This is a genomic window from Burkholderia sp. AW33-5 (assembly GCF_053427615.1).
The window spans coordinates 1-22,460 of record NZ_JBSAXA010000001.1 but is presented as its reverse complement, the minus strand read 5'-3'; the positions used below and the strand labels follow the sequence as shown (position 1 = coordinate 22,460).

Here is a 22,460-nt window from a genome sequence, read left to right as displayed (position 1 = left end):
TGGCACCGGCGCAGCACAACGGCACGTTGCCCGTCATCGCCGTCACGGGGATGGCGTTCGAGGCACGCATCGCGCGCGGCCACGGCGTCGAGGCCGTGTTCGCCGCGCGGGCCGACCGGCTCGAGCGCGCGCTGGCCGAGGCGACCGCGCGCGGTTGCGCGGGCATCGTGAGTTTCGGCACGGCGGGCGGGCTCGCACCCGATCTCGCGCCCGGCGCACTCGTGATCGCGGACGCGATCGACGGGCCGTTCGGCCGCGTGCAGACCGATCCGGGCTGGAGCGCGCGGCTCGTCGCCGCGCTGCACGACACGCCGGTGTGGGCGCGCGTCACGCGCGGCACGATGGCGGCGGTCGGCGCGCCGGTGGTCAGCGAGCAGGAAAAGACGTCGCTGCATCGCACGAAGGGCGCGCTCGCCGTCGACATGGAGTCGCATATCGCCGCGGCCTTCGCGGCGTCGCGCGGCGTGCCGTTCGCGGTGTGCCGCGCGATCGTCGACCCGGCGTGGCGCACGTTGCCGCGGGCGGCGACGGCCGGCCTGCGCGACGACGGCAGCACGGCCATCTTGCCGATCCTGCGCGAACTGCTGAAGCAGCCGTCGCAGCTCGGCCCGCTGCTGCAGGTCGCGGGCGACGCGCGCGCGGCACGCACGACGCTGATCCAGGCGCGGCACGCATTCGAGCGTGCCGGCGCGATGCGGATTGTCTGAGCGGCGCTCGCCGCTTTCCGCTTCTTCTCCCCCTTCCCTTTTCGTTTCGCGTACGCGCAAAAAAGAGCGCTGCATGATGCAGCGCTCTTCGGCTTGCGGGCGGATGCCGCTGGCGTTATTGCACGGCCGGACCGCTCGCGGGCACCGTCGGCATCGCCGGCGCGATCGGTGCGCCGTTGGCAGCCGGCGCACTCGCCGGCATCGCCCCGTCCGCACCCGGATCCTCATACTGCGGCAACCCCGGCGCGACCGGCGCATTGCCCGGTGCCGTGCCCGATGTGCCGCCCGACTCGCCCGGATCCTCGTAATTCGGCAAGCCCGGCACGGTCGGCGCGGCCGCCGGCACCGCACCCGATTCACCCGGCTCGGTGTAGTTCGGCGGCGCGGCCGATGCCGACTGGCCGCGATACGTCAGCGACTTGCGCTGCTGCAGATACGCATCGCGGACGAACGAGTACGGATCGAGCGCCGCCTGCTTCAGCAGATCGGTCGCGCCGAGCAGGTCCGAACGCGCGCTGATGAACTGCGCGATGTACATCGGATTGCGCGCGGCCGGCTCGATATAGTTGAGCAGGTTGAAGCGGACGTCCACCGCGCGGCCGACGCCATCGCGGATCGTGCTCGGCCCGAACACGGGCAGCACGAGGTACGGGCCGGACGGCACGCCCCAGCGCGCCATCGTCAGCCCGAAATCCTGGTGATGCTTGGGCAGCCCGGCCGGCGTCGCGATGTCGATCAGGCCGCCGACGCCGAACACCGAGTTCATCGCCACGCGCATCAGATCCTGCGTCGCATCGGTGATGCGCAGCTGCAACAGGTTGTTGGCCATGTTGCCGAGATCGCCGAGGTTCGAGAAGAAGTTGCTGATCGCGGTGCGCACGGGCGTCGGCGTGACCTTCTGGTAACCCTTCGCGATCGGCACGGCGATGTTCGTGTCGACCGTGTCGTTGAACTTGTACATCGCCCGGTTCATCGGCTCGAGCGGGTCGTTGGGGTTGCGGTTCGGGCCCGTCGCGCAGCCGCTCAGCACCGCGCTGGCAGCGACGGTCGCCGCAATGATTCGCACCTTGTTCATTATTTCCTTGCGATTGGTTCTTTGGCGCGTTTGACGCGCGGTTTGCCCATCAGGACGGGCTGAAACACCACGGCGCCGATCAGGGTGCAGGTCAACGCCAGCGCGAGCAGCTTGCCCATGCTCGACGTGCCCGGATGATGCGACAGCCACAGGCTGCCAAAGGCGGTTGCGGTCGTCGCGGCGCTGAACAGCACCGCGTGCGTGAGGCTCGACTGCAGCAGGCCCGTCTGGCCCGCGCGCCACGCCATCACGAAGTACACCTTGAACGCCACGCCGACGCCGAGCATCAGCGGCAGCGCGATGATGTTCGCGAAGTTCAGCGACATGCCGAGCACGACGCACATCTCGAGCGTGACGAGCCCCGACACGAGCAACGGCACCAGCGTGCGCAGCACGTCGCCGAAGCGGCGCAGCGTGATCCACAGCAGGATCGTGATCGACAGGATCGACCACAGCGCCGCGTGCAGGAACGCGTTGATGATCGTGTCGGCCGAATGCAGGATCGAGATCGGGCCGCCGATCGCGCCCGGCTCAGCGGCCTTCACCGCCTTCGCGAAGCGGCGCAGCATCGTGTCGTCGTTCGGGTCGACGCCCTTCGGCACCTTCGGCGAAATCTGCACGAGCGCGTGACCGTCCGGCGCGATCCAGTCGCGCACGAGCTGCGGCGGCAGCGCGTCGCGCGTGATGTCCTGCGGCTGCAGCAGCGTCGCGAGCTGATCGAGCGCGATGCGCAGCGTGTCGGAGAACGCGCGTTCGGCGCGGTCGCGCGTCGCGCTGTCGGCGGCGGCGAGCTTCGCGAGCGATGCCGACAGATGCTGGGCGGCGGCCGCGCCCGGGCCCGGGTGATCTTCCGCCGCGTAGCTCAGCAGGTCCGACACGCGCTTGAGCGCGGCGACGCGCTGCGCGTCGGTCGCGGGCGGCGCGGCCGGTTGCGTCAGCGCGGGCAGCAGGTCGCTCGCGGCCGCGGCGATCGCCGCACGCTTGGCCGGCTGGTCGGCCGGCACGAAGGTCGACAGCGTCGTCGTGCGGCCGACTTCCGGCAGCGCATCGAGGCGCTTCGCGGCCGCGTCGGCCTCGGCGAGCGACGGCGCGAGCAGCGTGACGTCGTTGACGGCCGCTTCGGGCGAATCCTTCAGCGCGAGCAGCGTCGCCATCGATTCGCTGTTCGGATCCTTCAGGTGCAGCGGATTGAAGTCGAAGTGCAGGAACGCGAGCAGCGGCAGCGCGCCGATCACGACCGCGAGCGTGCCGATCAGGATCGGCTTGCGATGGCGATCGAGGAAGTCGTCGACCGGCGCGAGCCACGGAAAGCCCGGCGTCTTCGATTCGCCCGGCGGCGCGAACAGGCGCAGCAACGCGGGCAGCAGCGTGAGCGTGGTCAGCAGCGCGACGAACATCCCGACGCCCGCGATCAGGCCAAGCTCGGACACGCCGCGATAGGCCGTGGGAATGAACGAGAAGAAGCTCGCCGCGACCGCCGTGGTGGCCAGCGCGAGCGGCATGCCCATCGAGTGCGCGGCGCCGATCAGCGCGTGATCGATGCGTGGATCGCGGAAGCGTTCCTCGCGGTATTTCACGCCGTACTGGATCGAGAAGTCGACGCCGAGCCCGACGAACAGCACCATGAACGCGACCGAGATCATGTTCAGCGAACCGACCATCGCGAGGCCGAGCGCCGCGGTCACGACGAGGCCGACGAACAGCGTGACCAGCACCGAGCCGATCATCCGCTTCGAGCGCAGCGCGAGCCACAGGATCACGAGCACGGCGAGGAGCGTGAGCGCGCCGTTGAGCGCGGCGCCGTCTTCCACCGACGCGAATTCGTCGTCGGCGAGCGGTTGTTCGCCGGTCAGGCGCACGACCGCGCCGTAGCGTTGCTCGAGGCCGAGCGCTTTTGCCGTGTCGCGGATCACCTGGGTCGTTTCGGCGCCGGCCTTCAGCGCACCGTAGTTGACGACCGGCTGCACCGTGACGAACGCGCGGGCCGGCTGGCGTGCGGCATCGCTGTCGACCAGCCCGCGCCACGAGAACGCGGCGGGCTTGCCGGCCAGCACGTCGTCGACCGTCGCGGCGCTGCGCGCGAGCAGCTTCGCCATCGCGGGCAGCTTCACCTGGCCGGTCAGGAGCGGCTGGCCGAGCGTGGTGGACAGCGTGGTCGCGAGCCCGGTCAGGCTCGGGTTCTTCGCGAGCTCGTTGACGAGCGGCCGTGCGCTCGCGAGCTGCGTCGTCGTGTCCGTCACTTCCTGCGGCGACAGGAACAGCAGCCCGTTGTGCTCGAAGAACGGGCCGCCGCCGGGTTCGGCGACCTGGCCGATGCGGCCGGCGTCGGCCTGCTTCTGCAGGGCTTCGGTGAGCGTATGCGCGGCGGCGGTCGCGAATTCGGGCGCCGGGGCCTCGACCACCGCGAGGATCGTGCCGTTGCGTTGCGGGAAGGCCTTGTCGACGGCCTGGCCGAGCGCGGCCCACTGGGGTTCCGCGTCGACGAGCTTGCTGATGTCCGTGCTGATCTTGAAGTGCTGCGCGACGTAGACGCCGCTGAAGACGGCGACGACGAGCGACAGCACGACGACCCAGACGGGGCGGCGTACCGACCATGCGACGAGTCGGACGATGAGAGATGTCACCATGTGGCGGTGGGGAGGGGCTGGCAAGGACAAAACAACGAGTATACCGGCGCAACGTGGCGTCGGTCGCGACGATGGAGCGTAAAGGGGCGGGAAGGATATTTGCTCCGCAGCGCAGGAATCGGCGCGCAGCGCCCGGCGATTCGTATGGGGATACTTACATAATCGACCGGCATCGCGCCGTGGCGGGGCCTGTGACAAAAGGGGTTGAAAGGTAACAGTCGGTCACCGCGCGGCAGGCCGGCCGCCGGGCCGCTATACTTCGACCCACCGGCCGATGCCACCGATGCAATCCGCCGGCCGTTTTTTCTCATCGAGTGCGATATCCGTATGAAACGTCATCTGTTTGCTTTCGTCGCGGCGGCCGCCGTGTCGGTTTCCGCTTTCGCGCAGAGCGCGCCCGTCGACATCGTCCGCAATGCGGTCGAAGGCACCGTCAACGCGATGAAGGCCGATCCGGGTGCGCGCGGCGGCGACATGGCGAAAGTCACGCAAGTCGTCGAGCAGCGCTTCCTGCCCGCGACGAACTTCGAACGCACGACCCGCATCGCGGTCGGCGATGCCTGGAAGCAGGCGACGCCGCAACAGCAGCAGGAGTTGTACAAGCAGTTCAAGCTGCTGATGACGCGCACCTATGCCGCGTCGCTCGCGCAGCTCGGCGGCCAGGATGCGAAGTTCTCGTTCAAGGCCGGCGGCGCGTCGGGCGCCGATGCGCTGGTGCAGTCGACGGTCACGACGCCGGGCGACAGCCAGTCGGTCGGCTATCGCCTCGGCAAGGTCGGCAACGACTGGAAAATCTACGACATCGACATGTCGGGCGCGTGGCTGATCCAGGTCTACCAGGGCCAGTTCAAGGGCCAGCTCGCGTCGGGCGGCATCGACGGCCTGATCGCGTATCTGCAGAAGCACAACTCGCGGACGAACTGATCGCCGCCGGTCGGCCGGCATGTTCAGCATGCCGGCATGCATCAAGGGCGCCCTCGGGCGCCCTTTTTCGTTGCGGGTTCGGAATGACGCGGGGACCCGTGTCGGGGCGCTACCGCCGCCGATGCTCGACCGCGAACTTGATCAGTTCCGCCTGCCCTTCGATTTCGAGCTTGCGCTTCAGATTGAGCCGGTGCGTTTCCACCGTGCGCACCGATAGCCCCGTCTGCTGCGCGATCTGCTTGCTCGACAGCCCCTCGGCCAGCGCATCGAGGATGTCGCGTTCGCGCGGCGTCAGGCGGTCGAGCGGCGACGCGGCCGCGCTCGCCTGGATCATCCGCGCGGCGAGCCCTTCGCTGAAGAACGTCTGCCCCGTGAGCACCGCGCCGATCGCGCGCACGATCTCGCTCGCGGGCGAATCCTTCAGCAGATAGCCGCTCGCGCCTGCGCGCACGGCCTGCGTCACGTATTCGATGTTGTCGTGCATCGACAGCATCAGCACGCGAATCCCCGGAAAGCGCTCGTGGAAGACGCCGGCGAGCGTGATGCCGTTCATCCCGTTCATGCCAACGTCCATCAGCGCGAGATCGGGCTCGAGCGACGCGGCGAGCGCGAGCGCCTCGTCCGCGTTGCCGGCTTCGCCGACCACGGACAGGTCGGCCGCCTCGAGCCGCATCCGCAGGCCGTCGCGCACTAGCGGGTGATCGTCGACGAGCAGCAGTCGGGCGGCGGGCTGGACGGTATCGGGGGCGCTCATGGGCAAAGGTCTCCGGTGATGGGGCGCGTGCTCAGGCGGCGCGCAGCGGCACGCGCGCGGCCACGACGGTGTGGCCGACCTGCGACGTGATCGTCAATGTGCCGCCGAGCGCGTCGAGGCGCTCGCGCATGTTGCGCAGCCCGATGCCGCGGCGCGCATCGGTCTGCGACCGCTCGGCATCGAAGCCGCAGCCGTTGTCGGCGATGGTCAGCGTGGCGGAATGCGCGCCGACGTCGAGCGTGACGGCCGCGCGCGACGCCTGCGCATGATGCACGATGTTGCTGAGCGCTTCCTGCGCGATCCGGAACAGCGCCGTATTGACCGGCGCGGGCAACGGCCGCGCGCCGCTGTGCGCGACCTGCGTATAGCCGATGTCGATGGCGCTTTCCGCGCCGAGCTCGCGCACGAGCTGCTCGAGCGCGGCCGCGAGGCCGAGATCGTCGAGCATCGCCGGGCGCAGCGCATGCGAGATGCGCCGCACTTCTCGCAGCGTGTCGCCGAGCCGCCCGACGCCGGACGCGAGCGCCTGCTCGGCTTCGGGCATGCGCGTCGCGCCGCGCTCGAAGCGGGCGAGCGCGGATTCGAGCATCAGCTTCGCGGACACCATCATCTGGCTGATCCCGTCATGCAGTTCGCGCGACAGCCGCTCGCGCTCCTGCTCCTGCGATTCGACGACACGCTGCGCGAGCTGCTTGAGCTTCGCGTCGGCGCTGCGCGATTCGCTGACGTTCAGCACCAGCGCGCAGACGGCGATCGCCGCCGCGCCGGTCAGCGCGATCGCGGTGAGCCAGCTCATCGTCCGCTCGATGTTCGCGGACGCGCGCGCGTCGATGCGTTGCAGCGCGGTGTCGACGTCGTCGAGATAGATGCCGGTGCCGACCATCCAGCCCCAGCGTTCGAGCGCGACGACGTAGCCGAGCTTCGGCGCGGGCTTGCCCGTCGACGGCCGCTGCCACGTGTAGCGCACGTAGCCGCCGCCGTGCGATGCGGCGCCGATCAGCTGCTGGATCGTCAGCGCGCCCTGCGGGTCGCGCATCGACCAGTAGTTGTGGCCGACGCGCTCGGGCTCGCGCGGATGCATCAGCGCATTGCCGTGCAGGTCGTAGACGAAGAAATAACCGTCGGGGCCGAAATCCATCTTCTGCAGCATCGCGAGCGCCTGCGTGCGCAGCAACGCGTCGTCGCGCGCATTGCGGCCGCTCGCGTCGTACAGCGGCATGATCGCGCTCGTCGCGAGCTCGACGTAATGCTTCAGCTCGATTTCCTTGCTCGACAGGTAGGCGGCCTGGATCGTCGCGTGCTGCGTGCGCGCGAGCGACGTCGCCTGCTGGCGCACGCCGAAGCCGATGCCGGCGATCGCGAGCAGGAATGGCACGATCGCCAGGAGGAAAATCTTTGCCTTGAGTCTCATGATGGTGTGAAGCGGGCGCGGGCCGGCCGGCGCATGTGTCTGTCGCGCGGCGGCGGCGAGCCGACATTGTCGGCGATTTCGCCCGCGGGCGATCGGAAGGCCCGGCGAAGGCCTGCCGGCCCGCCGTGGCTCAGGCGCGCCGCGGCGTGCGATCGACGCTCACGGCCGTCTGCACGACGACCCGGTTGCGCCCGCGTTCCTTCGCGCGGTACAGCGCGTCGTCGGCGAGCTTCAGCGCGGCCTGGATGCTGTCGTCGCGCTCCGGATAGCAGGTCGTCACGCCGATGCTCGCGGTCAGGCAGTCGGACGAGCCCGTGGCGTGCCGGATGCCGAGATCGAGGATGCCGGTGCGGATTGCTTCGGCGATCGTCACGGCGCCGGGCGTATCGACGTCGGGCAGCACGACGACGAACTCCTCGCCGCCGTAGCGGGCCGCATAGTCGGCCGGGCGCCGCAGGCAGCCGGCGATGCAGCGGCCGACCGCGGCGAGCGCGTCGTCGCCGGCCTGGTGGCCTTGCGTGTCGTTGTAGCGCTTGAAGTGATCGACGTCGACGAACAGCAGCGACAGCGCATGTTGCGAGCGTGCCGCGCGGCGCCATTCGCGCTCGAGCGTGACGTCGAGCATGCGGCGGTTGTCGAGGCCGGTGAGGCCGTCGGTGCGCGCGAGCGCCTGCAGTTCGGTTTCCGCGCGGTGACGCTTGCGCAGTTGCACGTCGAGCAGCAGCGACAAGCCGACGAAGCCGAGCGCGAGCATGACCATCGCCGAGCCGATCGGGATCGCGCGGTCGTACCACGCGGCGTAGGTGTCGGCTTCCGAGCGCGCGACCATGATGATCAGCGGCAGATTTTCGAGATGCCGGAACACGTACAGGCGGCGCACGCCGTCGATCGACGCGGTATCGGCGAAGCTGCCCTCGTTCGCGGTCATGAAGTGACGGAACGTGCTGGCCTTGCTGATGTCGCGGCCGACGATCGCCGGATCGTACGGCTTGCGCGCGACCATCCGGCCGTCGGTGTTGATCAGCGCGACGGAGCCGCGATCGCCGAGCGCCAGGCGCGAGAACAGGTTCTGGAAATATTCGAGCCGGATCGACATCACGGCGACGCCGCCGAACGACCCGTCGGGCCGCGTGATCCGCCGGCTGAGCGCGATGCTCAGCGAGCCGCCGCGCAGCCGCGAACGGTACGGATCGCTGATGTACACGCCGACGTTCGGGTGGTCGCGGTGCACCGTGAAATACGGTTCGTTGCGGAAGTTGGCCTTGCGCGGCACATCGCTCATGCCGTCGACCGCGATGTCGCCGTTCGCGTCGAGCACGTAGATGCCGCCGAGGTATTTGGCCGTCGTCGCGCGGTCGAACAGCACCTGGCGGCGCAGCGACATCGGCAGCGCGGCGACCGCGGGATCGTTCGAACCGTCGACGACCGCCTGCAGCGACAGCGAATAGATCTCGATGTTGCGCTCGATGTCCCACGACGCCATCAGCGCGATGTTCTGCTGGGTGGTGCGCGCGCGATCGCGTGCGTCGATGCGGCCTTCGTACAGCACGATGGCGCACAGCAGCAACAGGAGCAGCGCGATCAGCAACCCTGAATAGAAGATCAGGTGCGGCAGCAGGAACCGGCGAAATTGCGCGGCGATGCGGCCCGTCAGGCCGGATTCGCTGGGCATTGCGTAGTCGGTTTCTGCCATGGTCCGTGGATTGATGGGCATCGCCGCCAGGCGGCGGGCCGATGCGATTGTTCGTATGGTTTGCCGGCGGCGATCCGGTGCGCGGTCTCCGATGCGCACGCCGCCCGATCGACCGGAGAACCGGAGCCGATCATCCAAGATTGCGGCCGGATAAACCGCAAAAATCGCTCCATTCACCGGGAGGATTGGCCGCGATTCGACGATCCGACGAATCGGGCGGCGCGGATTGTTCCGAGTATAACGCGCGTATTTGTATACGCGGAGAATGTTGCCGACCGTTGATCCGGATCAAATTATCGCCGTGGCCAATACTTGCCAATCGCGCGTGGAGCGTTGCGGTGCAAGGCTTTGCGCCAGGCGCGGAGCGGCGCGCATTCCACGGTCGCCGGTTTTACTGTTTTAACGGCCGGTGAAGCGGAAACTTGAAGCGGTGCGATACGGACCGATTATCGATTTCGGTGTCCGCGTGAATTCGCGGATGAAAACGGGCGGCCACGATGGCCGCCCGTTTCGCGAAACCACATGCGGGAAAGCCCGCATGCAAGGGTTTACGCGCCGTGCTGCTGCGCCTTGTACGCGAGCCGGAACCGATGCAGCAGCGGCTCGGTATAACCGCTCGGCTGCGACGTGCCCTGCAGCGCCAGCGCGCACGCGGCCTTGAATGCCGTCGACTGGTCATAGCCGGGCGCCATCGGGCGATAGTTCGGGTCGCCGGCGTTCTGCTGATCGACGACGCGCGCCATCCGCTTGAACACGTCGAGCACGAACGCCTCGGTGATCACGCCGTGGCGCAGCCAGTTCGCGATGTGCTGGCTTGAGATGCGCAGCGTCGCGCGGTCTTCCATCAGGCCGACGTCGTGGATGTCCGGCACCTTCGAGCAGCCGACGCCCTGTTCGACCCAGCGCACGACGTAGCCGAGGATGCCCTGCGCGTTGTTTTCGACTTCGCTCAGGATCTCGGCCTCGCTCCACTCGGCGCGTTCGACGACCGGCACGGTCAGCAGGCCTTCGAGCAGCGCGTCGCGTTCGCTCGCATACGGCGTCTTCTCGAGTTCCTGCTGGACGGCCTGCACGTCGACGAGGTGGTAGTGCAGCGCGTGCAGCGTCGCGGCGGTCGGCGACGGCACCCACGCCGTGTTCGCGCCGGCGCGCGGATGCGCGATCTTCTGCTCGAGCATCGCGTGCATCAGGTCCGGCATCGCCCACATGCCCTTGCCGATCTGCGCGCGGCCGCGCAGGCTGGCCGACAGGCCCGCGAGCACGTTGTTGCGCTCGTACGACTGGATCCACGCCGACGACTTCATGTCGCCCTTGCGGATCATCGGGCCCGCCTCCATCGCGGTGTGCATCTCGTCGCCGGTGCGATCGAGGAAGCCGGTGTTGATGAACGCGACGCGCGCGGCGGCGGCCGCGATACAGGCGGCGAGGTTCACGCTGGTGCGGCGCTCCTCGTCCATGATGCCCATCTTCAGCGTGTTGCGCGGCAGGCCGTACAGGTCCTCGATGCGCGCGAACAGCGTGTCGGCGAACGCGACTTCGACCGGGCCGTGCATCTTCGGCTTCACGATGTAGATCGAGCCCGTGCGCGAGTTGCGCTTCGCCTTCAGGTCGTGCAGCGAGCACAGCACCGTGACGACGCCGTCGAGGATGCCTTCCGGAATCTCGTTGCCGTCGCGGTCGAGCACCGCGCCGTTGGTCATCAGGTGGCCGACGTTGCGCACGAACAGCAGCGAGCGGCCGTGCAGCGTCAGCGTGCCGCCGGCCGGCGTCGTGTATGCGCGATCGGCGTTCAGCCGGCGCGTGAAGGTCTTGCCGCCCTTCGCGACTTCCTCGACCAGCGTGCCCTGCATCAGGCCGAGCCAGTTGCGATAGAGCTGGACCTTGTCGTCGGCGTCGACCGCCGCGACCGAATCCTCGCAGTCGATGATCGTGCTGACCGCGGCTTCGAGCACGACGTCCTTCACGTTCGCGAGATCGGCGCGGCCGATGGGGGTCGACGCGTCGATCTGGATCTCGAGGTGCAGGCCGTTGTGCTTCAGCAGGATCGCGGACGGTGCGCCCGCCGCGCCCTGGTAGCCGACGAACTGCGCCGGCTGTGCGAGGTGCACGACGCCCTTGCCGGTTTCGACGGCGAGCTGGCCGTCCTCCACGCGATAACGCAGCGCGTCGCGGTGCGAGCCGCTCGCGAGCGGCGCCGCGTTGTCGAGCACGTCGCGCGCGTAGTCGATCACGCGCTGGCCGCGCGTCGGGTTGTAGGCCGTGGTGCGTTCGGCGCCGCCGTCCTCGGGCAGCGCGTCGGTGCCGTACAGTGCGTCGTACAGGCTGCCCCAGCGCGCGTTCGCGGCGTTCAGCGCATAGCGCGCGTTCGACAGCGGCACGACGAGCTGCGGGCCGGCCTGCGTCGCGATCTCGCTGTCGACGTTCGCGGTGGCTGCCGCGACGTTCGACGGGACCGGCACGAGGTAGCCGATCTGTTCGAGGAACGCGCGATACGCGGCATGGTCGCGCACCGGGCCGGGGTGCGCGCGATGCCACGCGTCGAGTTCCAACTGCAGGCGGTCGCGTTCCGCGAGCAGTTCGCGGTTGCGCGGCGCGAGGTCGTGCACCAGGGCCGAGAAACCGCTCCAGAAGGCGGCCTTGTCGACACCGGTGCCGGGCAGTGCTTCGTTTTCAATGAACTGGCTCAGCGCTGGCGCGACTTGCAGTCCTGCTTGGTCGATCATCGTGATTCCTCCCGGGGAAAAAATCGCGCGCGGCTTGGCTGGTTATGCCGCGACGCTTTGTGTGCCGGCGCGGGCGATCTGCGCGTCCCGTTCGGACTTTACGCCGGATACACCGATCGCGCCCGCAATACGGCCGCTCACCGTTACCGGCACGCCGCCTTCGAGCAATCCTGTCAGCGGCACGCTCAGAAACGCCGTGCGGCCACCGTTGATCATATCCTCATACGCCTTCGTCTCGCGACGGCCGAGCGCCGCCGCGCGCGCCTTGTCCTGAGCGATGCAGGCGCTGGCCGCCGATGCACCATCGAGGCGCGCGAACGCGAGCAGGTGGCCACCGTCGTCGACGACGGCGATCGACACGGCCCAGCCGTGACGCTCGGCCTCCGCACGGGCGGCGGCGAGCATGCGGTCGACGTCGGCGAGTTCGAGTTCGGGCTTCGTTTTCATGGCGTTCCTCCGGAATCAGCGATCAGTTGACGAGTCGGTTGTCGACGAGCTCGATCCAGTGGCGCACGCGCGTGCGGCCCGCGCCGTTCAGGTGAGTCTGGCAGCCGATGTTGGCCGTGACAATCAGGTCCGGCCGCGCGGCTTCGAGTGCGTCGAGCTTGTTGTCGCGCAGTCTGGTGGCGAGTTCGGGCTGCGTCAGCGCGTAGGTGCCGGCGGAGCCGCAGCACAGGTGCCCGTCGGCGACATTCGTCAGATCGAAGCCGAGCCGCGTCAGGATGCGTTCCACCGCGCCGCCGAGCCGCTGCGCGTGCTGCAGCGTGCACGGGCAATGAACCGCGACGCGGCGCTGCGTTGCATCGGCCAGCGCGTCGAGCGGCTCGGCCGCGATGACTTCCGCGAGATCGCGCGCGAGCGCGCTGACGCGCCGCGCCCTGTCCGCATAGACGGGGTCGGAGCGCAACAGGTCGCCGTATTCCTTCACGAACGCGCCGCAGCCGCTCGCCGTCAGCACGATCGCGTCCGCGCCGGCCTCGATCGCGGGCCACCACGCGTTGTCGGTGATGCTGGTCGCGCACGAGAGGAACATCGGGGCCGTGGAGGCGAGGTTGCGGGAGGGCCGCCGGGCGACGCGTAACAGACGCGCTTCGGCATTGTTCGCCAGGCGTGCGGAGAACGGGCGCCGCGCGTCACGGCACGCTGCGCGGAAAAAAAAGCCCGCCGAAGCGGGCAATCCTCTCGATGAAGAGGGGGAGATCCGAATTCGCGATCGACGATCGGCGGTCAGCGCGAATTCAACCTTTGGTCGCCCCGAACGTCAGCCCCGCGACGAAATGTTTCTGCATCGCGAAGAACATCGCGACCGACGGCAACGCGGCGAGAATCGACCCGGCCGAGACGAGGTTCCACGACGTCGTCCATTGTCCCTTCAGCGCCGCCACCCCCGCGGTGATCGGCGCGGCCTCGTCGCCTTGCGTGAGACACAGCGCCCAGAAGTAATCGTTCCACACGAACGTGAACACGAGAATCGCAAGCGCCGCCAACGCCGGCCGGATCAACGGCAACACGATCCGCCAGAACACCGTCCATTCGCCGGCGCCTTCGATCCGCGCCGCCTCGATCAGCTCGAACGGCAACTGCTTGATGAAATTCCGCAGAAACAGCGTACAGAACCCCGTCTGAAACGCGACGTGAAAGAGAATCAACGCCTCGACCGTATTGAATACCCCGAGCCTGAGCGACAAATCCCGCACGGGAATCATCAACACCTGCACCGGCACGAAATTCCCCGCGACGAACGTCCCGAACAACGCGGCGTTCCCGCGAAACCGGTAAGTCGCCAGCGCGAACCCGGCCATCGCGGCAAGCGCGATCGACCCGAGCACCGACGGCACCGTGATCTGCACGCTGTTCCAGAAGTAATGCAGCATCGGCGACGTGGTCAGCGCGTCGCGATAGTTCTCGATCATCGAGAAGTGTCGCGGCCAGCCCCAGTAGTGGCCTTCGACCAGTTCCTCGGTCGAGCGCACCGACGTGACGAACACCGCGATCATCGGCAGCAGCCAGATCACCAGCGCGACGGGCAGCGACAGCTTGTACAGCCGGCGCGATACCGGCTTCCAGTGGGCAACGGGTGTCGGAAACATGATGAAGGCATCCCCGGAAAGTCAGGTCACTGCTCGTTGCGCAGCATGCGGCGCAACTGGAACACGATGTAGACGAGCATGATCGCGAACAGCACGACCGCGATCGCCGCGGAATAGCCGAGCCGGTAGTACTTGATCGCCTGGTCGTACATGTAATACGCGAGCACGGTCGAGCTCTCGAACGGGCCGCCGCCCGTCATGACCGAAATCAGGTCGAAGCTGCGCAGCGCGCCGATCACCGTGACGACGATCGCCATGAACGTGGTCGGCCGCAACTGCGGCAGCACGACGTGCCACAGCAGCGCGAAGCCGCGCGCGCCTTCCATCCGCGCCGCTTCGATCTGTTCCGGGTTCACCGACGTGAGGCCGGTGAGGTACAGGATCATGCAGTACGCGGTCTGCGGCCACAGCGCGGCGAACACGATGCCGAACGTCGCGTAGCGCGCATCGCCGAGCACCGGGATGCCGTGTCCGGCGATCAGCGCGAGCAGCCCGAAGGTCGGATCGTAGAACCACGAGAAGATCAGGCCGACGACCACGCCCGACAGCACGAACGGCGCGAAGAACAGCGACTTCACGAGCCGGATGCCGGCGACCGCCTGGTTCAGGTACAGCGCGAGCGCGAGGCCGAGCGGCGGCGCGAGCATGAACAGCGCGAGCCAGATCACGTTGTTGCGCAGCGCGGTGTAGAACGTCGGCGCGTGCAGCAGCTCGGCGTAGTTCGCGAGACCGACGAACGTGCGCTCGGTCATCCCGTCCCAGTTGCAGAGGCTCAGCCACAGCGTCGACAGGATCGGCCAGATCACATAGACGGCAACCATTGCGCACGCGGGCGCGAGAAAGAGCCACGCGGCGCGCTGTTGCCGCCGCACGGCCGGCGACGGGCGACGCGCGCGCAGTGCGGCGGGCGACCTGCCGGCCGGCGGCGCGGCGGCGGCCGGAGCGGCAGGCGTTTCGACGGGTCTGGACGTGATCGGACTGGACACGGCAAGCCTCCTGGACGGACGCGGCGGCACGAGGCCGCCGCAGGGGTCACGCGGTTACTTCTTGTAGATCCGCTTGCGGGTCTGCTCGAGTTGCGCGAGCACGGTATCGAGCTGCGCGGGATTCGCGAGGAACTGCTGCATCCCCTTCATCCCTTCGTCGGCCATTTCCTTCGTCATGTCGCGGTCATAGAACTGAGCGACGCCGCCGCGTGTATCGGCGAGGATCCGGAAGCCGATCCGCGAGATCGGATCGGCCGGCTCCGGCGACTTGCTGTTGGCCGACAGCGAGCCGAGCCCTTCCGCGAGCTTCGCGCCCATCTCGGGCGTTTCGACGAACGCGAGGAACGTATGCGCGTCGGCCTTGTTCTTCGCCTTGGTCGGGATGTGCAGCGATTCGACCGGGCCGTCCTCGGCGGTCGGCACCTTCGGGTCGATGATCGGGAAGCGGTAATAGCCCATTTCCTGCTTCACGTTCGGCGGAAAGCCGGCGGCGATGAAGGTGCCCATCAGCATCATCGCGGCCTTGCCCTGGAACAGGAACGGCTGCGCGCCGTCGAGATCGTAGGACAGCGCGTTGTCGATGAAATAGCCCGAATCGATCAGCGATTTCCACGTCGTGTAGACCTTCTTCACGCGCGGGTCGGTGTACGGCACGTCGCCGGCCATCAGCTGCTGGTGGAACGCATTGCCGTTCAGGCGCAGGTCGAGATAGTCGAACCAGCCGGCGAGCGTCCACGCGTCGCGGCCGCCGACCGCGACCGGCGTGATGCCGGCCGCCTTCAGCTTCCTGCATGCGTCGAGGAACTGGTCCCAGGTCTTCGGCTCGTCGGCGATGCCGACCTTGCGGAACAGGTCCTTGCGATAGAACAGCCCCCACGAGTAATAGACGGTCGGCGCCGCGTACTGCTTGCCGTTGTACGACGATGCGTCGCGCGTCGACGCGTACATCGCGCCCCAGCCGTTCTTCGCCCAGTCGCCGCTCAGGTCCTCGAACAGCCCGCGCTTCGCGTAGTACGCCATTCGCTCGCCCGCGTGCCAGTTCACGACGTCGGGTGCGACGGTCGTGAGCCATGCGGGGAGCTGCACCTTGTACGCTTCCTCGTCGACGAAGGTGGGCTTCACGTCGATGTCGGGATGGGCCTTGTGGAACGCCTCGAGCGTCGACTGCCAGACCGCGCGCTGGCTGGCGCCCTTGAACGCGATGTTGATCGTCAGCGTGCCCGCGTCGGCCGGCGCCGCGGCGCCGAACGAAGCGAACGCGATGGCGGCGGCGGTCGCAAGCCGGGCGGCGACGCGAAGGGGGCGATGTGTCATGTATGTCTCCATTCCTGTGTGTCGTTGTGCTTGACCGGCGCGTCGCGGCGCCGGGGGCGGTTGCTACGAACGGCTTCGGTACACGGCGACGCCTTGCGGCTCGACCTGCGCGGCGCCGACCACGAACGCGGACGGCGGCACCGCATCGATCGTGTGCGGCGTGCTGCCGTAGTTGAATACGTAGGTCAGGCCGCCGCGCCGGCTCACGCGCACGCCGTCGCCGAGCGGCGACGGTGTCAGGCCGGCTTCGGCCGCGACGTCGGCGAACAGGCGCGCGGTGGTCGCATCGTTGAACAGCGCGGCCCAGTAGTGCAGCGTGCCATGCGACACGCAGGCCGGATGACCGTCGGCGAAGCGTGCACGCACGACGCTGCGTGCGTCGTCGTGCAGCTCGACGAGGTCGCGCCAGTGGCGTGCGTCGCCGGCGAGCGGCGAGCCGTCGCGCAGCGTGCCGTCGATCCGCTCGGTCACGTTCGGCCGCAGCGATTCGACGCGCCACACACGCGTCGGCAGGATCGCGGCGAGCGGGCCGGGCGGCAGCGTCGGCGGAATCTGCAGGTCGATGGTCTTCGAACCGGTGCGCGGCCCGAACACCGCATGCGCGCCCGAGGCGGCGAGCCGCGCCGCGAAGTCGTCCGGCACGATCGGCAGCGGCGGCACGACGACGAGCCGGTAGCCGTCGAGCGGCGCATGCGCGGAAATGATGTCGACGTCGAGGCCGAGCGAACGCAGCGCCGAGTAGTACTCGAACGCGAAGCGCGGGTAGTGGAAATCGGCGCCTTGCGGCTGCACTTCGAGCAGCCACTTCGCTTCGTAGTCGAACACGAGCGCGACGGGCGCACGCACGGCGCCGTTCGCGTCGGCATCGGCGCCGATCACGGCGGCAATCTCGTGCGCGACGCGCTGTGCTTCGCGGCCGCCCTCGTCGAGTCGATCGTCCGGCGTGTGCAGGCCCGCATGCATCTGCTCCTGCGCGAACGGCGCCTGCCGCCAGCGGAAGTACGACACGCAGCCGGCGCCGTGCGCGAACGCTTCCCAGCTCCACAGGCGCACCATGCCCGGCAGCGGCGCGGGATTCCAGTGTGCCCAGTTCACGGGCCCCGGCTGCTGCTCCATCACCCAGAACGGCAGCTTCGACATCCCGCGATAGAGGTCATGGTTGAACGACGCGAAATCCGGGTGGCCGGTGCGCAGCCAGCGCGCCTTCACGTCGGGCGCGAACCATTGCTCCTCGAGCGCGCCGAGCGGGTAGCTGTCCCACGTCGCGACGTCGAGGTCGCGCGCGACCTCGTAGTGATCGAACTCGGTGAAGAGCTGCATGAAATTGTGCGCGACGGGGCGGCCCGGCGAATGGGCGCGGATCACGTCGACCTGCATCCGGTGATAGCGCGCGACTTCGTCCGACGCGAAGCGCCGATAGTCGAGGCGGTGCGACGGATGCGCTTCGGTCACGGTGCCGACCGGCGCGTCGACTTCGTCGAAATGCCGATACTCCATGCTCCAGAACACGGTGCCCCATGCGCGGTTCAGCGCATCGATCGTGCCGTAGCGCGCCTGCAGCCATGCGCGAAAACGCACGAGCGCGGCGGGCGAATAGCTGACGACCGTCTGATGGCAACCGAGCTCGTTGTCGGTCTGCCAGTAGCGCACGGCCGGGTGGTGGCCGTAACGTTCGGCGACCGCCGTGCAGATGCGGCGCGACGCGTCGAGATAGGTCGGCGACGAGAAGTCGTAGTGGCGGCGCGAACCGAACGTGCGCGGCCGTCCGTCCGCGCCGATCGCGAGTATGTCGGGGTGACGGTCGACGAGCCACTTCGGCGGCGTCGCGGTGGGCGTGCACATCACGATCTCGAGACCGGCCGCGGAGAGCACGTCGACCGCGCGGTCGAGCCAGCCCCAGTCGTATTCGCCCGGCGACGGCTCGATGCGGCTCCACGCGAATTCGGCGATCCGCACCTGCGCGATGCCGAGCGCCTTCATCCGGCGGGCGTCATCGGCCCACATCGATTCCGGCCAGTGTTCCGGGTAGTAACAGACTCCGAGGCGCATGCCGATCCTTATGCGTAATGGTGGACGGGAAGGTCGGCGCACGCGGGCAGCGCGCGGCCGTCTTCGGTGAAGAGGTGGCAGGCCGCGGCCGGCGCATGCGCGTGCACGCGCTCGCCGCGACGCAACGGCGCGTCGCCGGGCACTTTCGCGATCAGCGGCGTGCCGCCGGGCTGGTCGAGGTGAACGTAGGTCTGCTCGCCGAGACGCTCGACGAGCACGACGTCGCGCGCGAGCGTGGTCGCGTCGTGCGCGGCGCCGAGCGTCAGGTGTTCGGGGCGGATGCCGAGCGTGACGGCCGCGCCGACCGCGAGCGCGGAACCGTCGCGAGCCAGCGTGAAGGTTTCGCCGGACGGCACGACGGTGACGATCGTGCGCTGCGCGTCGCAGGCGACGACAATGGCCGGCAGGAAGTTCATCCGCGGCGAGCCGATGAAGCCGGCGACGAAGCGGCTGGCCGGATGGTGATAGAGGTCGAGCGGCGCACCGACCTGCGCGATGCTGCCGTGCCGCGCGGTGTCCGCGCCGGCGTGCAGCAGCACGATCTTGTCGGCGAGCGTCATCGCCTCGGTCTGGTCGTGCGTCACGTAGACGACGCTCGCGCGTTCGAACTGCCGGTGCAGCTTCGCGATCTCGATGCGCGTCTGGCCACGCAAGGCCGCGTCGAGGTTCGACAGCGGTTCGTCGAACAGAAACACGCCGGGCTCGCGCACGATCGCGCGACCGATCGCGACGCGCTGCCGCTGGCCGCCCGACAGCGCCTTCGGCTTGCGCTCGAGCAGCGTGTCGAGCTGCAGGATCCGCGCGGCGTCGCGCACCTTCCGGTCGATCTCTGCCTTCGGCACGCGCGCGAGCTTCAGCCCGAACGCCATGTTCTCGTAGACCGTCATGTGCGGAAACAGCGCGTAGCTCTGGAACACCATCGCGACGCCGCGTTCGGCGGCCGGCACGTCGTCGACGCGGCGGCCGTCGATCGAGAGCTCGCCGTCGCTCAGGTCCTCGAGGCCCGCGATCATTCGCAGCAGGGTCGACTTGCCGCAGCCGGACGGACCGAGGAACACGCAGAACTCGTGCGCGCCGATCTTCAGATCGACGTCGCGAATGACCGGCGCGTGCTCGCCGTAGGCTTTCTGCACGCGCTGCATCGAGATGCTCGCCATTGTCTCCGCTCCATGTTCTAATGCGCTCTCATCGATGCTTAAGCGCTTAACCATCGCGATCAAAAAAAGCGCCGATAGCGATCGTGGCCGAGCCGTGCCCGTTGATCGGGCGGCAGGGTGTGCGGCGATAGTGCGCCGCTTCGGTGAGCGAAGCAAATACTGGATCGGCATCTCATATAGTGGACACATCATGGCGACACTCGATGAAGTGGCCCGCCGCGCCGGCGTGACGGCCGCGACGGTCTCGAACGTGCTGCGCAACCGCGGCCGGGTCGGCGAAGCCACGCGGGCGCGGGTGCTCGACGCCGTGCAGGCGCTCGGCTACCGGCCGCATCTGGCCGCGCGGGCGCTGGCGGAAGGGCGCGCGCCGACGGTCGCGCTGATGGTGTCGAGCATCGCCAACCCGTTTTATCCGGAATTCGCGCTCGCGGTCGAACGCGCGGTGCGCCGCAACGGGCAATTCCTGATCGTCTGCAATACCAACGAAGATCCGTTGCAGGGGCGCGCGTATCTCGACCAGATCGCCGGCACGATTTCCGAAGGCATTCTCGTGACCAACGCGAACCTGCATTTGCCGGATCTCGTCGACGTCGCGCGGCGCGGCGTGCCGGTCGTGCTGTGCCTGTGGGAGCGGCCCGATGCGCCGCCCGAAGGGTTGCCGTGCGTGGCCGTGGATTTCCGCGAGGCGGGGCGGATCGCGACGCGGCATCTGCTCGAGCTCGGGCATCGGACGATCGGCGTGATCGTCGGCGGCTCGGCGAGCGGCGTGCAGGCGGCGCGCTACGACGGCTTCGTCGACGTGATGCGCGAAGCCGGGCTCGACGCGTCGATCGTCGCGGCCGAACCCGATTCGATCGAAGGCGGCGTGCGCGCGGCGGGCTGGCTGCTCGACGCGCATCCGGAGCTGACCGCGCTGGTCGCGACCAACGACCTGCCCGCGATCGGCGCGCTGCACGCCGCGGCCGATCGCGGCCGGCGCGTGCCCGACGATCTGTCGATCGTCGGCATCACCGATATTCATCTGGCCAGCGACACGCGTCCCACGCTGACGACCGTTGCGATCCCGACCGCCGAGGCCGCGGGGCTCGCGGTCGAACTGCTCAACGCATTGCGCGAGGCGGGCGGGCACATCGACGATGCATCGCGCGTGCGGACGGCGCCGGTGCCGCGATTGGTGGTGCGGGGTACGACGGGCGCGGTGCCGGGGCGGCGCGCGACGGCGTAGACGTCGACGGGGCGCGAGTTTTTCCGGTACCGGGCGCGGGCTGGAAGCTGTAAATGGGGCGAGCCGCGAACCGGTGGACGCAATGACGAGGCCGGGCCGGATCGCCCGGCATCGTCACCCGCCTTCGACGAGCCGCATCACGATGCGCCGTGCCGAATCGAGATGCGCGACCGTCATCGCGCGGGCGCCACGTGCATTGCGTTCGCGGCATGCTTGCAGGATTGCGTCGTGCTCGACCTGGAACGACGGCGTATCCGCGAGCAACGTGGTTTGCAGCCGCTCGTAGCGCTCGACCTGGCTGCGCAGTTCCGCGATCGCCTTCAACTGCCGCGCGTTGCCGCAGCACGAATACAGCAACGCATGGAATTCGCGATTCAGTTCGCCTTGCCGGCGCGGCACGTTCGATTCGCCGAGCAGCCGGTGCACGAGTTCGGCACGCGCGAGCGTTTCGTCGTCGAGCCGCTTCACGCTGCGGTAGATCGCATCGCCTTCGAGCAGCGTGCGCATGTCGTAGATTTCCTGCACGTCGGACGCGCTCAGCATTCGCACGACCGCGCCGCGATTGCGGAAGATGTCCAGCAGTCCTTCGCGCTCCAGCCGCTGGATCGCCTCGCGCATCGGAATCCGGCTGATCCCGAAGCGCTCGGCGAGGTCGCGCTCGACGAGCCGCTCACCTGCCTGCAACTCGCCGTTGATGATCATCTCCCGCAACGATGCGGCCACGGCGTCCGCCGTGGAATCGGGTCTGGCTTCCATGCTTCCGGGTTCCTCATTTTGGAATAATGGTATACCAAACGACATTCCGGTGCCACAATGACGGCCTCACGTTCCGACAGCAGAGGAGAGCGAGATGGCGCATGGCGAACACAAGTACCGCGTGGCAGTGGAGTGGACCGGCAACCGGGGCACCGGCACGTCGGGGTATCGCGAATACGGCCGCGATCATGTGATCCGCGCGGGTTCGAAGCCGGACATCCCGGGCTCGTCGGATCCGGCGTTCCGCGGCGACGCGGCGCGCTGGAATCCGGAAGACCTGCTGCTGGCGTCGGTATCGGCGTGCCACAAGCTCTGGTATCTGCATCTGTGTTCGGATGCGGGCATCCGCGTGCTCGCGTATGTCGACGCCGCCGAAGCGACGATGCTCGACAGCCCCGAGCCGGGGCGCTTCACCGAAATCGTGCTGCACCCGCGTGTGACGATCCGCGCGGGCGACGATCGCGAGTTAGCCGAGCGGCTGCATCATGACGCGCATGCGAAGTGCTATGTGGCGAATTCGGTGAATTTCCCGATCCGGTGCGAACCGGTGATCGAGTGCGCGGCGGGGTGATGCAGGCCGTGGAGAAGACGTGAAGGCACGCGGAGGAAAACGGCCTGAGTCGCGCGCGCATGGTGTGGGAGCGCGACGAGATATCTCCGAATGCATGTCAATTGGACGTGTCTGGAATTTGAATTTTGTTGTGTCGATTCCAGGGCAATCGCATGAAGGGGCTTACCAGCCAAGGAGGTGAGCGCGATAGCTGTCGCTGGTGGCGGCCTTGAGCCGGCGGATTTTGAGGCCTGCCTTGGTTTGCGTGTCCTTGCGCAGCAGGTTCATCGTGATGCGGCGCAGAATTGCAAAGTTTTGCGCCGCATGTTCGACTCGCACCCTGCCTTGATCTTCGCCGAACGCTACGTCGAGCACCCAGTGCATCGAGTTCTCGATCCGCCAGTGTGAGCGCATGGCGT

The 22,460-nt window shown here is 68.2% G+C and carries 17 protein-coding genes and 2 pseudogenes; 4 read left to right on the top strand and 15 right to left on the bottom strand.

The window, feature by feature from the left end:
- Positions 1-50 precede the first annotated feature (50 nt).
- Complete coding sequence (locus tag ACV22V_RS00095; protein WP_415877876.1) at positions 51-707, top strand: phosphorylase; 657 nt, start codon at positions 51-53, stop codon at positions 705-707.
- A gap of 115 nt (positions 708-822) precedes the next feature.
- Here the strand turns inward: ACV22V_RS00095 and ACV22V_RS00090 are convergent, their stop codons facing one another.
- Together ACV22V_RS00090 and hpnN are read right to left on the bottom strand one after the other, a co-directional pair.
- Positions 823-1,782 carry an MlaA family lipoprotein gene (locus ACV22V_RS00090; RefSeq protein ID WP_448012995.1) on the bottom strand — a complete coding sequence of 320 codons (960 nt, stop codon included), beginning with the start codon at positions 1,780-1,782 and terminating at the stop codon, positions 823-825.
- Positions 1,778-4,409: pseudogene (hpnN, locus tag ACV22V_RS00085) on the bottom strand (hopanoid transporter HpnN); the annotation flags it as partial. The gene ACV22V_RS00090 and the pseudogene hpnN, both read right to left, overlap by 5 nt.
- 327 nt (positions 4,410-4,736) lie before the next feature.
- On the opposite strand from hpnN, the gene ACV22V_RS00080 reads away from it, so the two are divergent.
- The gene (locus ACV22V_RS00080; RefSeq protein WP_175910757.1) at positions 4,737-5,333 is read left to right on the top strand and encodes an MlaC/ttg2D family ABC transporter substrate-binding protein; all 597 of its coding nucleotides are present in this window, start codon (positions 4,737-4,739) and stop codon (positions 5,331-5,333) included.
- A gap of 109 nt (positions 5,334-5,442) precedes the next feature.
- Here the strand turns inward: ACV22V_RS00080 and ACV22V_RS00075 are convergent, their stop codons facing one another.
- The 11 genes and pseudogenes from ACV22V_RS00075 to ACV22V_RS00025 form a co-directional block, all read right to left on the bottom strand.
- Complete coding sequence (locus ACV22V_RS00075; RefSeq protein WP_059528999.1) at positions 5,443-6,087, bottom strand: response regulator; 645 nt, start codon at positions 6,085-6,087, stop codon at positions 5,443-5,445.
- A 31-nt stretch (positions 6,088-6,118) separates the two neighbouring features.
- On the bottom strand, positions 6,119-7,498 hold the full coding sequence (locus ACV22V_RS00070; protein ID WP_448012641.1) for a cache domain-containing protein: 1,380 nt from the start codon (positions 7,496-7,498) through the stop codon (positions 6,119-6,121).
- Between the two features lie 130 nt (positions 7,499-7,628).
- On the bottom strand, positions 7,629-9,191 hold the full coding sequence (locus tag ACV22V_RS00065) for a sensor domain-containing diguanylate cyclase (protein WP_448012640.1): 1,563 nt from the start codon (positions 9,189-9,191) through the stop codon (positions 7,629-7,631).
- 548 nt (positions 9,192-9,739) lie between these two features.
- Entirely contained in the window at positions 9,740-11,914 is a 2,175-nt protein-coding gene (locus ACV22V_RS00060; RefSeq protein ID WP_448012639.1) for a malate synthase G, read from the bottom strand.
- A 42-nt stretch (positions 11,915-11,956) separates the two neighbouring features.
- Complete coding sequence (locus ACV22V_RS00055) at positions 11,957-12,361, bottom strand: GlcG/HbpS family heme-binding protein (protein WP_448012638.1); 405 nt, start codon at positions 12,359-12,361, stop codon at positions 11,957-11,959.
- Positions 12,362-12,383: 22 nt separating this feature from the next.
- A pseudogene (locus tag ACV22V_RS00050) lies at positions 12,384-12,914 on the bottom strand (heterodisulfide reductase-related iron-sulfur binding cluster); the annotation flags it as partial.
- A 238-nt stretch (positions 12,915-13,152) separates the two neighbouring features.
- A complete protein-coding gene (locus tag ACV22V_RS00045; RefSeq protein WP_039318652.1) occupies positions 13,153-14,004 on the bottom strand; it encodes a carbohydrate ABC transporter permease in 852 nt (283 codons plus the stop codon).
- A gap of 26 nt (positions 14,005-14,030) precedes the next feature.
- Positions 14,031-14,990 carry a carbohydrate ABC transporter permease gene (locus tag ACV22V_RS00040; protein ID WP_059689227.1) on the bottom strand — a complete coding sequence of 320 codons (960 nt, stop codon included), beginning with the start codon at positions 14,988-14,990 and terminating at the stop codon, positions 14,031-14,033.
- 54 nt (positions 14,991-15,044) lie between these two features.
- On the bottom strand, positions 15,045-16,304 hold the full coding sequence (locus ACV22V_RS00035; RefSeq protein WP_059529124.1) for an ABC transporter substrate-binding protein: 1,260 nt from the start codon (positions 16,302-16,304) through the stop codon (positions 15,045-15,047).
- 63 nt (positions 16,305-16,367) lie between these two features.
- Positions 16,368-18,353 (bottom strand): beta-galactosidase, encoded by a 1,986-nt coding sequence (locus ACV22V_RS00030; RefSeq protein WP_448012637.1) that lies wholly within the window; start codon positions 18,351-18,353, stop codon positions 16,368-16,370.
- An 8-nt stretch (positions 18,354-18,361) separates the two neighbouring features.
- Positions 18,362-19,510, bottom strand: coding sequence for an ABC transporter ATP-binding protein (locus tag ACV22V_RS00025; RefSeq protein ID WP_448012636.1), 1,149 nt, complete (start codon positions 19,508-19,510; stop codon positions 18,362-18,364).
- A 190-nt stretch (positions 19,511-19,700) separates the two neighbouring features.
- On the opposite strand from ACV22V_RS00025, the gene ACV22V_RS00020 reads away from it, so the two are divergent.
- A complete protein-coding gene (locus ACV22V_RS00020) occupies positions 19,701-20,735 on the top strand; it encodes a LacI family DNA-binding transcriptional regulator (protein WP_448012635.1) in 1,035 nt (344 codons plus the stop codon).
- 114 nt (positions 20,736-20,849) lie between these two features.
- Here ACV22V_RS00020 and ACV22V_RS00015 read toward each other — a convergent pair whose 3' ends face one another.
- Positions 20,850-21,491: a GntR family transcriptional regulator gene (locus tag ACV22V_RS00015; RefSeq protein ID WP_448012634.1), complete on the bottom strand. Its 642-nt coding sequence runs from the start codon at positions 21,489-21,491 to the stop codon at positions 20,850-20,852.
- Between the two features lie 94 nt (positions 21,492-21,585).
- Here ACV22V_RS00015 and ACV22V_RS00010 point away from each other — a divergent pair, with 94 nt between their 5' ends.
- On the top strand, positions 21,586-22,062 hold the full coding sequence (locus tag ACV22V_RS00010) for an OsmC family protein (RefSeq protein ID WP_448012633.1): 477 nt from the start codon (positions 21,586-21,588) through the stop codon (positions 22,060-22,062).
- Between the two features lie 162 nt (positions 22,063-22,224).
- Here the strand turns inward: ACV22V_RS00010 and ACV22V_RS00005 are convergent.
- A partial coding sequence (locus ACV22V_RS00005; protein WP_448012632.1) for an ISAs1 family transposase occupies positions 22,225-22,460 on the bottom strand: 236 nt, incomplete at its 5' end.

Excerpts from the sequence above, each read along its gene's own strand:
- ACV22V_RS00015 (WP_448012634.1), bottom strand. The coding sequence starts at position 21,491 with ATGGAAGCCAGACCCGATTCCACGGCGGACGCCGTGGCCGCATCGTTG.
- ACV22V_RS00045 (WP_039318652.1), bottom strand. The coding sequence starts at position 14,004 with ATGTTTCCGACACCCGTTGCCCACTGGAAGCCGGTATCGCGCCGGCTG.
- ACV22V_RS00055 (WP_448012638.1), bottom strand. The coding sequence starts at position 12,361 with ATGAAAACGAAGCCCGAACTCGAACTCGCCGACGTCGACCGCATGCTC.
- ACV22V_RS00080 (WP_175910757.1), top strand. The coding sequence starts at position 4,737 with ATGAAACGTCATCTGTTTGCTTTCGTCGCGGCGGCCGCCGTGTCGGTT.
- ACV22V_RS00070 (WP_448012641.1), bottom strand. The coding sequence starts at position 7,498 with ATGAGACTCAAGGCAAAGATTTTCCTCCTGGCGATCGTGCCATTCCTG.
- ACV22V_RS00025 (WP_448012636.1), bottom strand. The coding sequence starts at position 19,510 with ATGGCGAGCATCTCGATGCAGCGCGTGCAGAAAGCCTACGGCGAGCAC.
- ACV22V_RS00095 (WP_415877876.1), top strand. The coding sequence starts at position 51 with ATGGCGTTCGAGGCACGCATCGCGCGCGGCCACGGCGTCGAGGCCGTG.
- ACV22V_RS00065 (WP_448012640.1), bottom strand. The coding sequence starts at position 9,191 with ATGGCAGAAACCGACTACGCAATGCCCAGCGAATCCGGCCTGACGGGC.
- ACV22V_RS00060 (WP_448012639.1), bottom strand. The coding sequence starts at position 11,914 with ATGATCGACCAAGCAGGACTGCAAGTCGCGCCAGCGCTGAGCCAGTTC.
- ACV22V_RS00075 (WP_059528999.1), bottom strand. The coding sequence starts at position 6,087 with ATGAGCGCCCCCGATACCGTCCAGCCCGCCGCCCGACTGCTGCTCGTC.
- ACV22V_RS00030 (WP_448012637.1), bottom strand. The coding sequence starts at position 18,353 with ATGCGCCTCGGAGTCTGTTACTACCCGGAACACTGGCCGGAATCGATG.
- ACV22V_RS00020 (WP_448012635.1), top strand. The coding sequence starts at position 19,701 with ATGGCGACACTCGATGAAGTGGCCCGCCGCGCCGGCGTGACGGCCGCG.
- ACV22V_RS00090 (WP_448012995.1), bottom strand. The coding sequence starts at position 1,782 with ATGAACAAGGTGCGAATCATTGCGGCGACCGTCGCTGCCAGCGCGGTG.
- ACV22V_RS00010 (WP_448012633.1), top strand. The coding sequence starts at position 21,586 with ATGGCGCATGGCGAACACAAGTACCGCGTGGCAGTGGAGTGGACCGGC.
- ACV22V_RS00035 (WP_059529124.1), bottom strand. The coding sequence starts at position 16,304 with ATGACACATCGCCCCCTTCGCGTCGCCGCCCGGCTTGCGACCGCCGCC.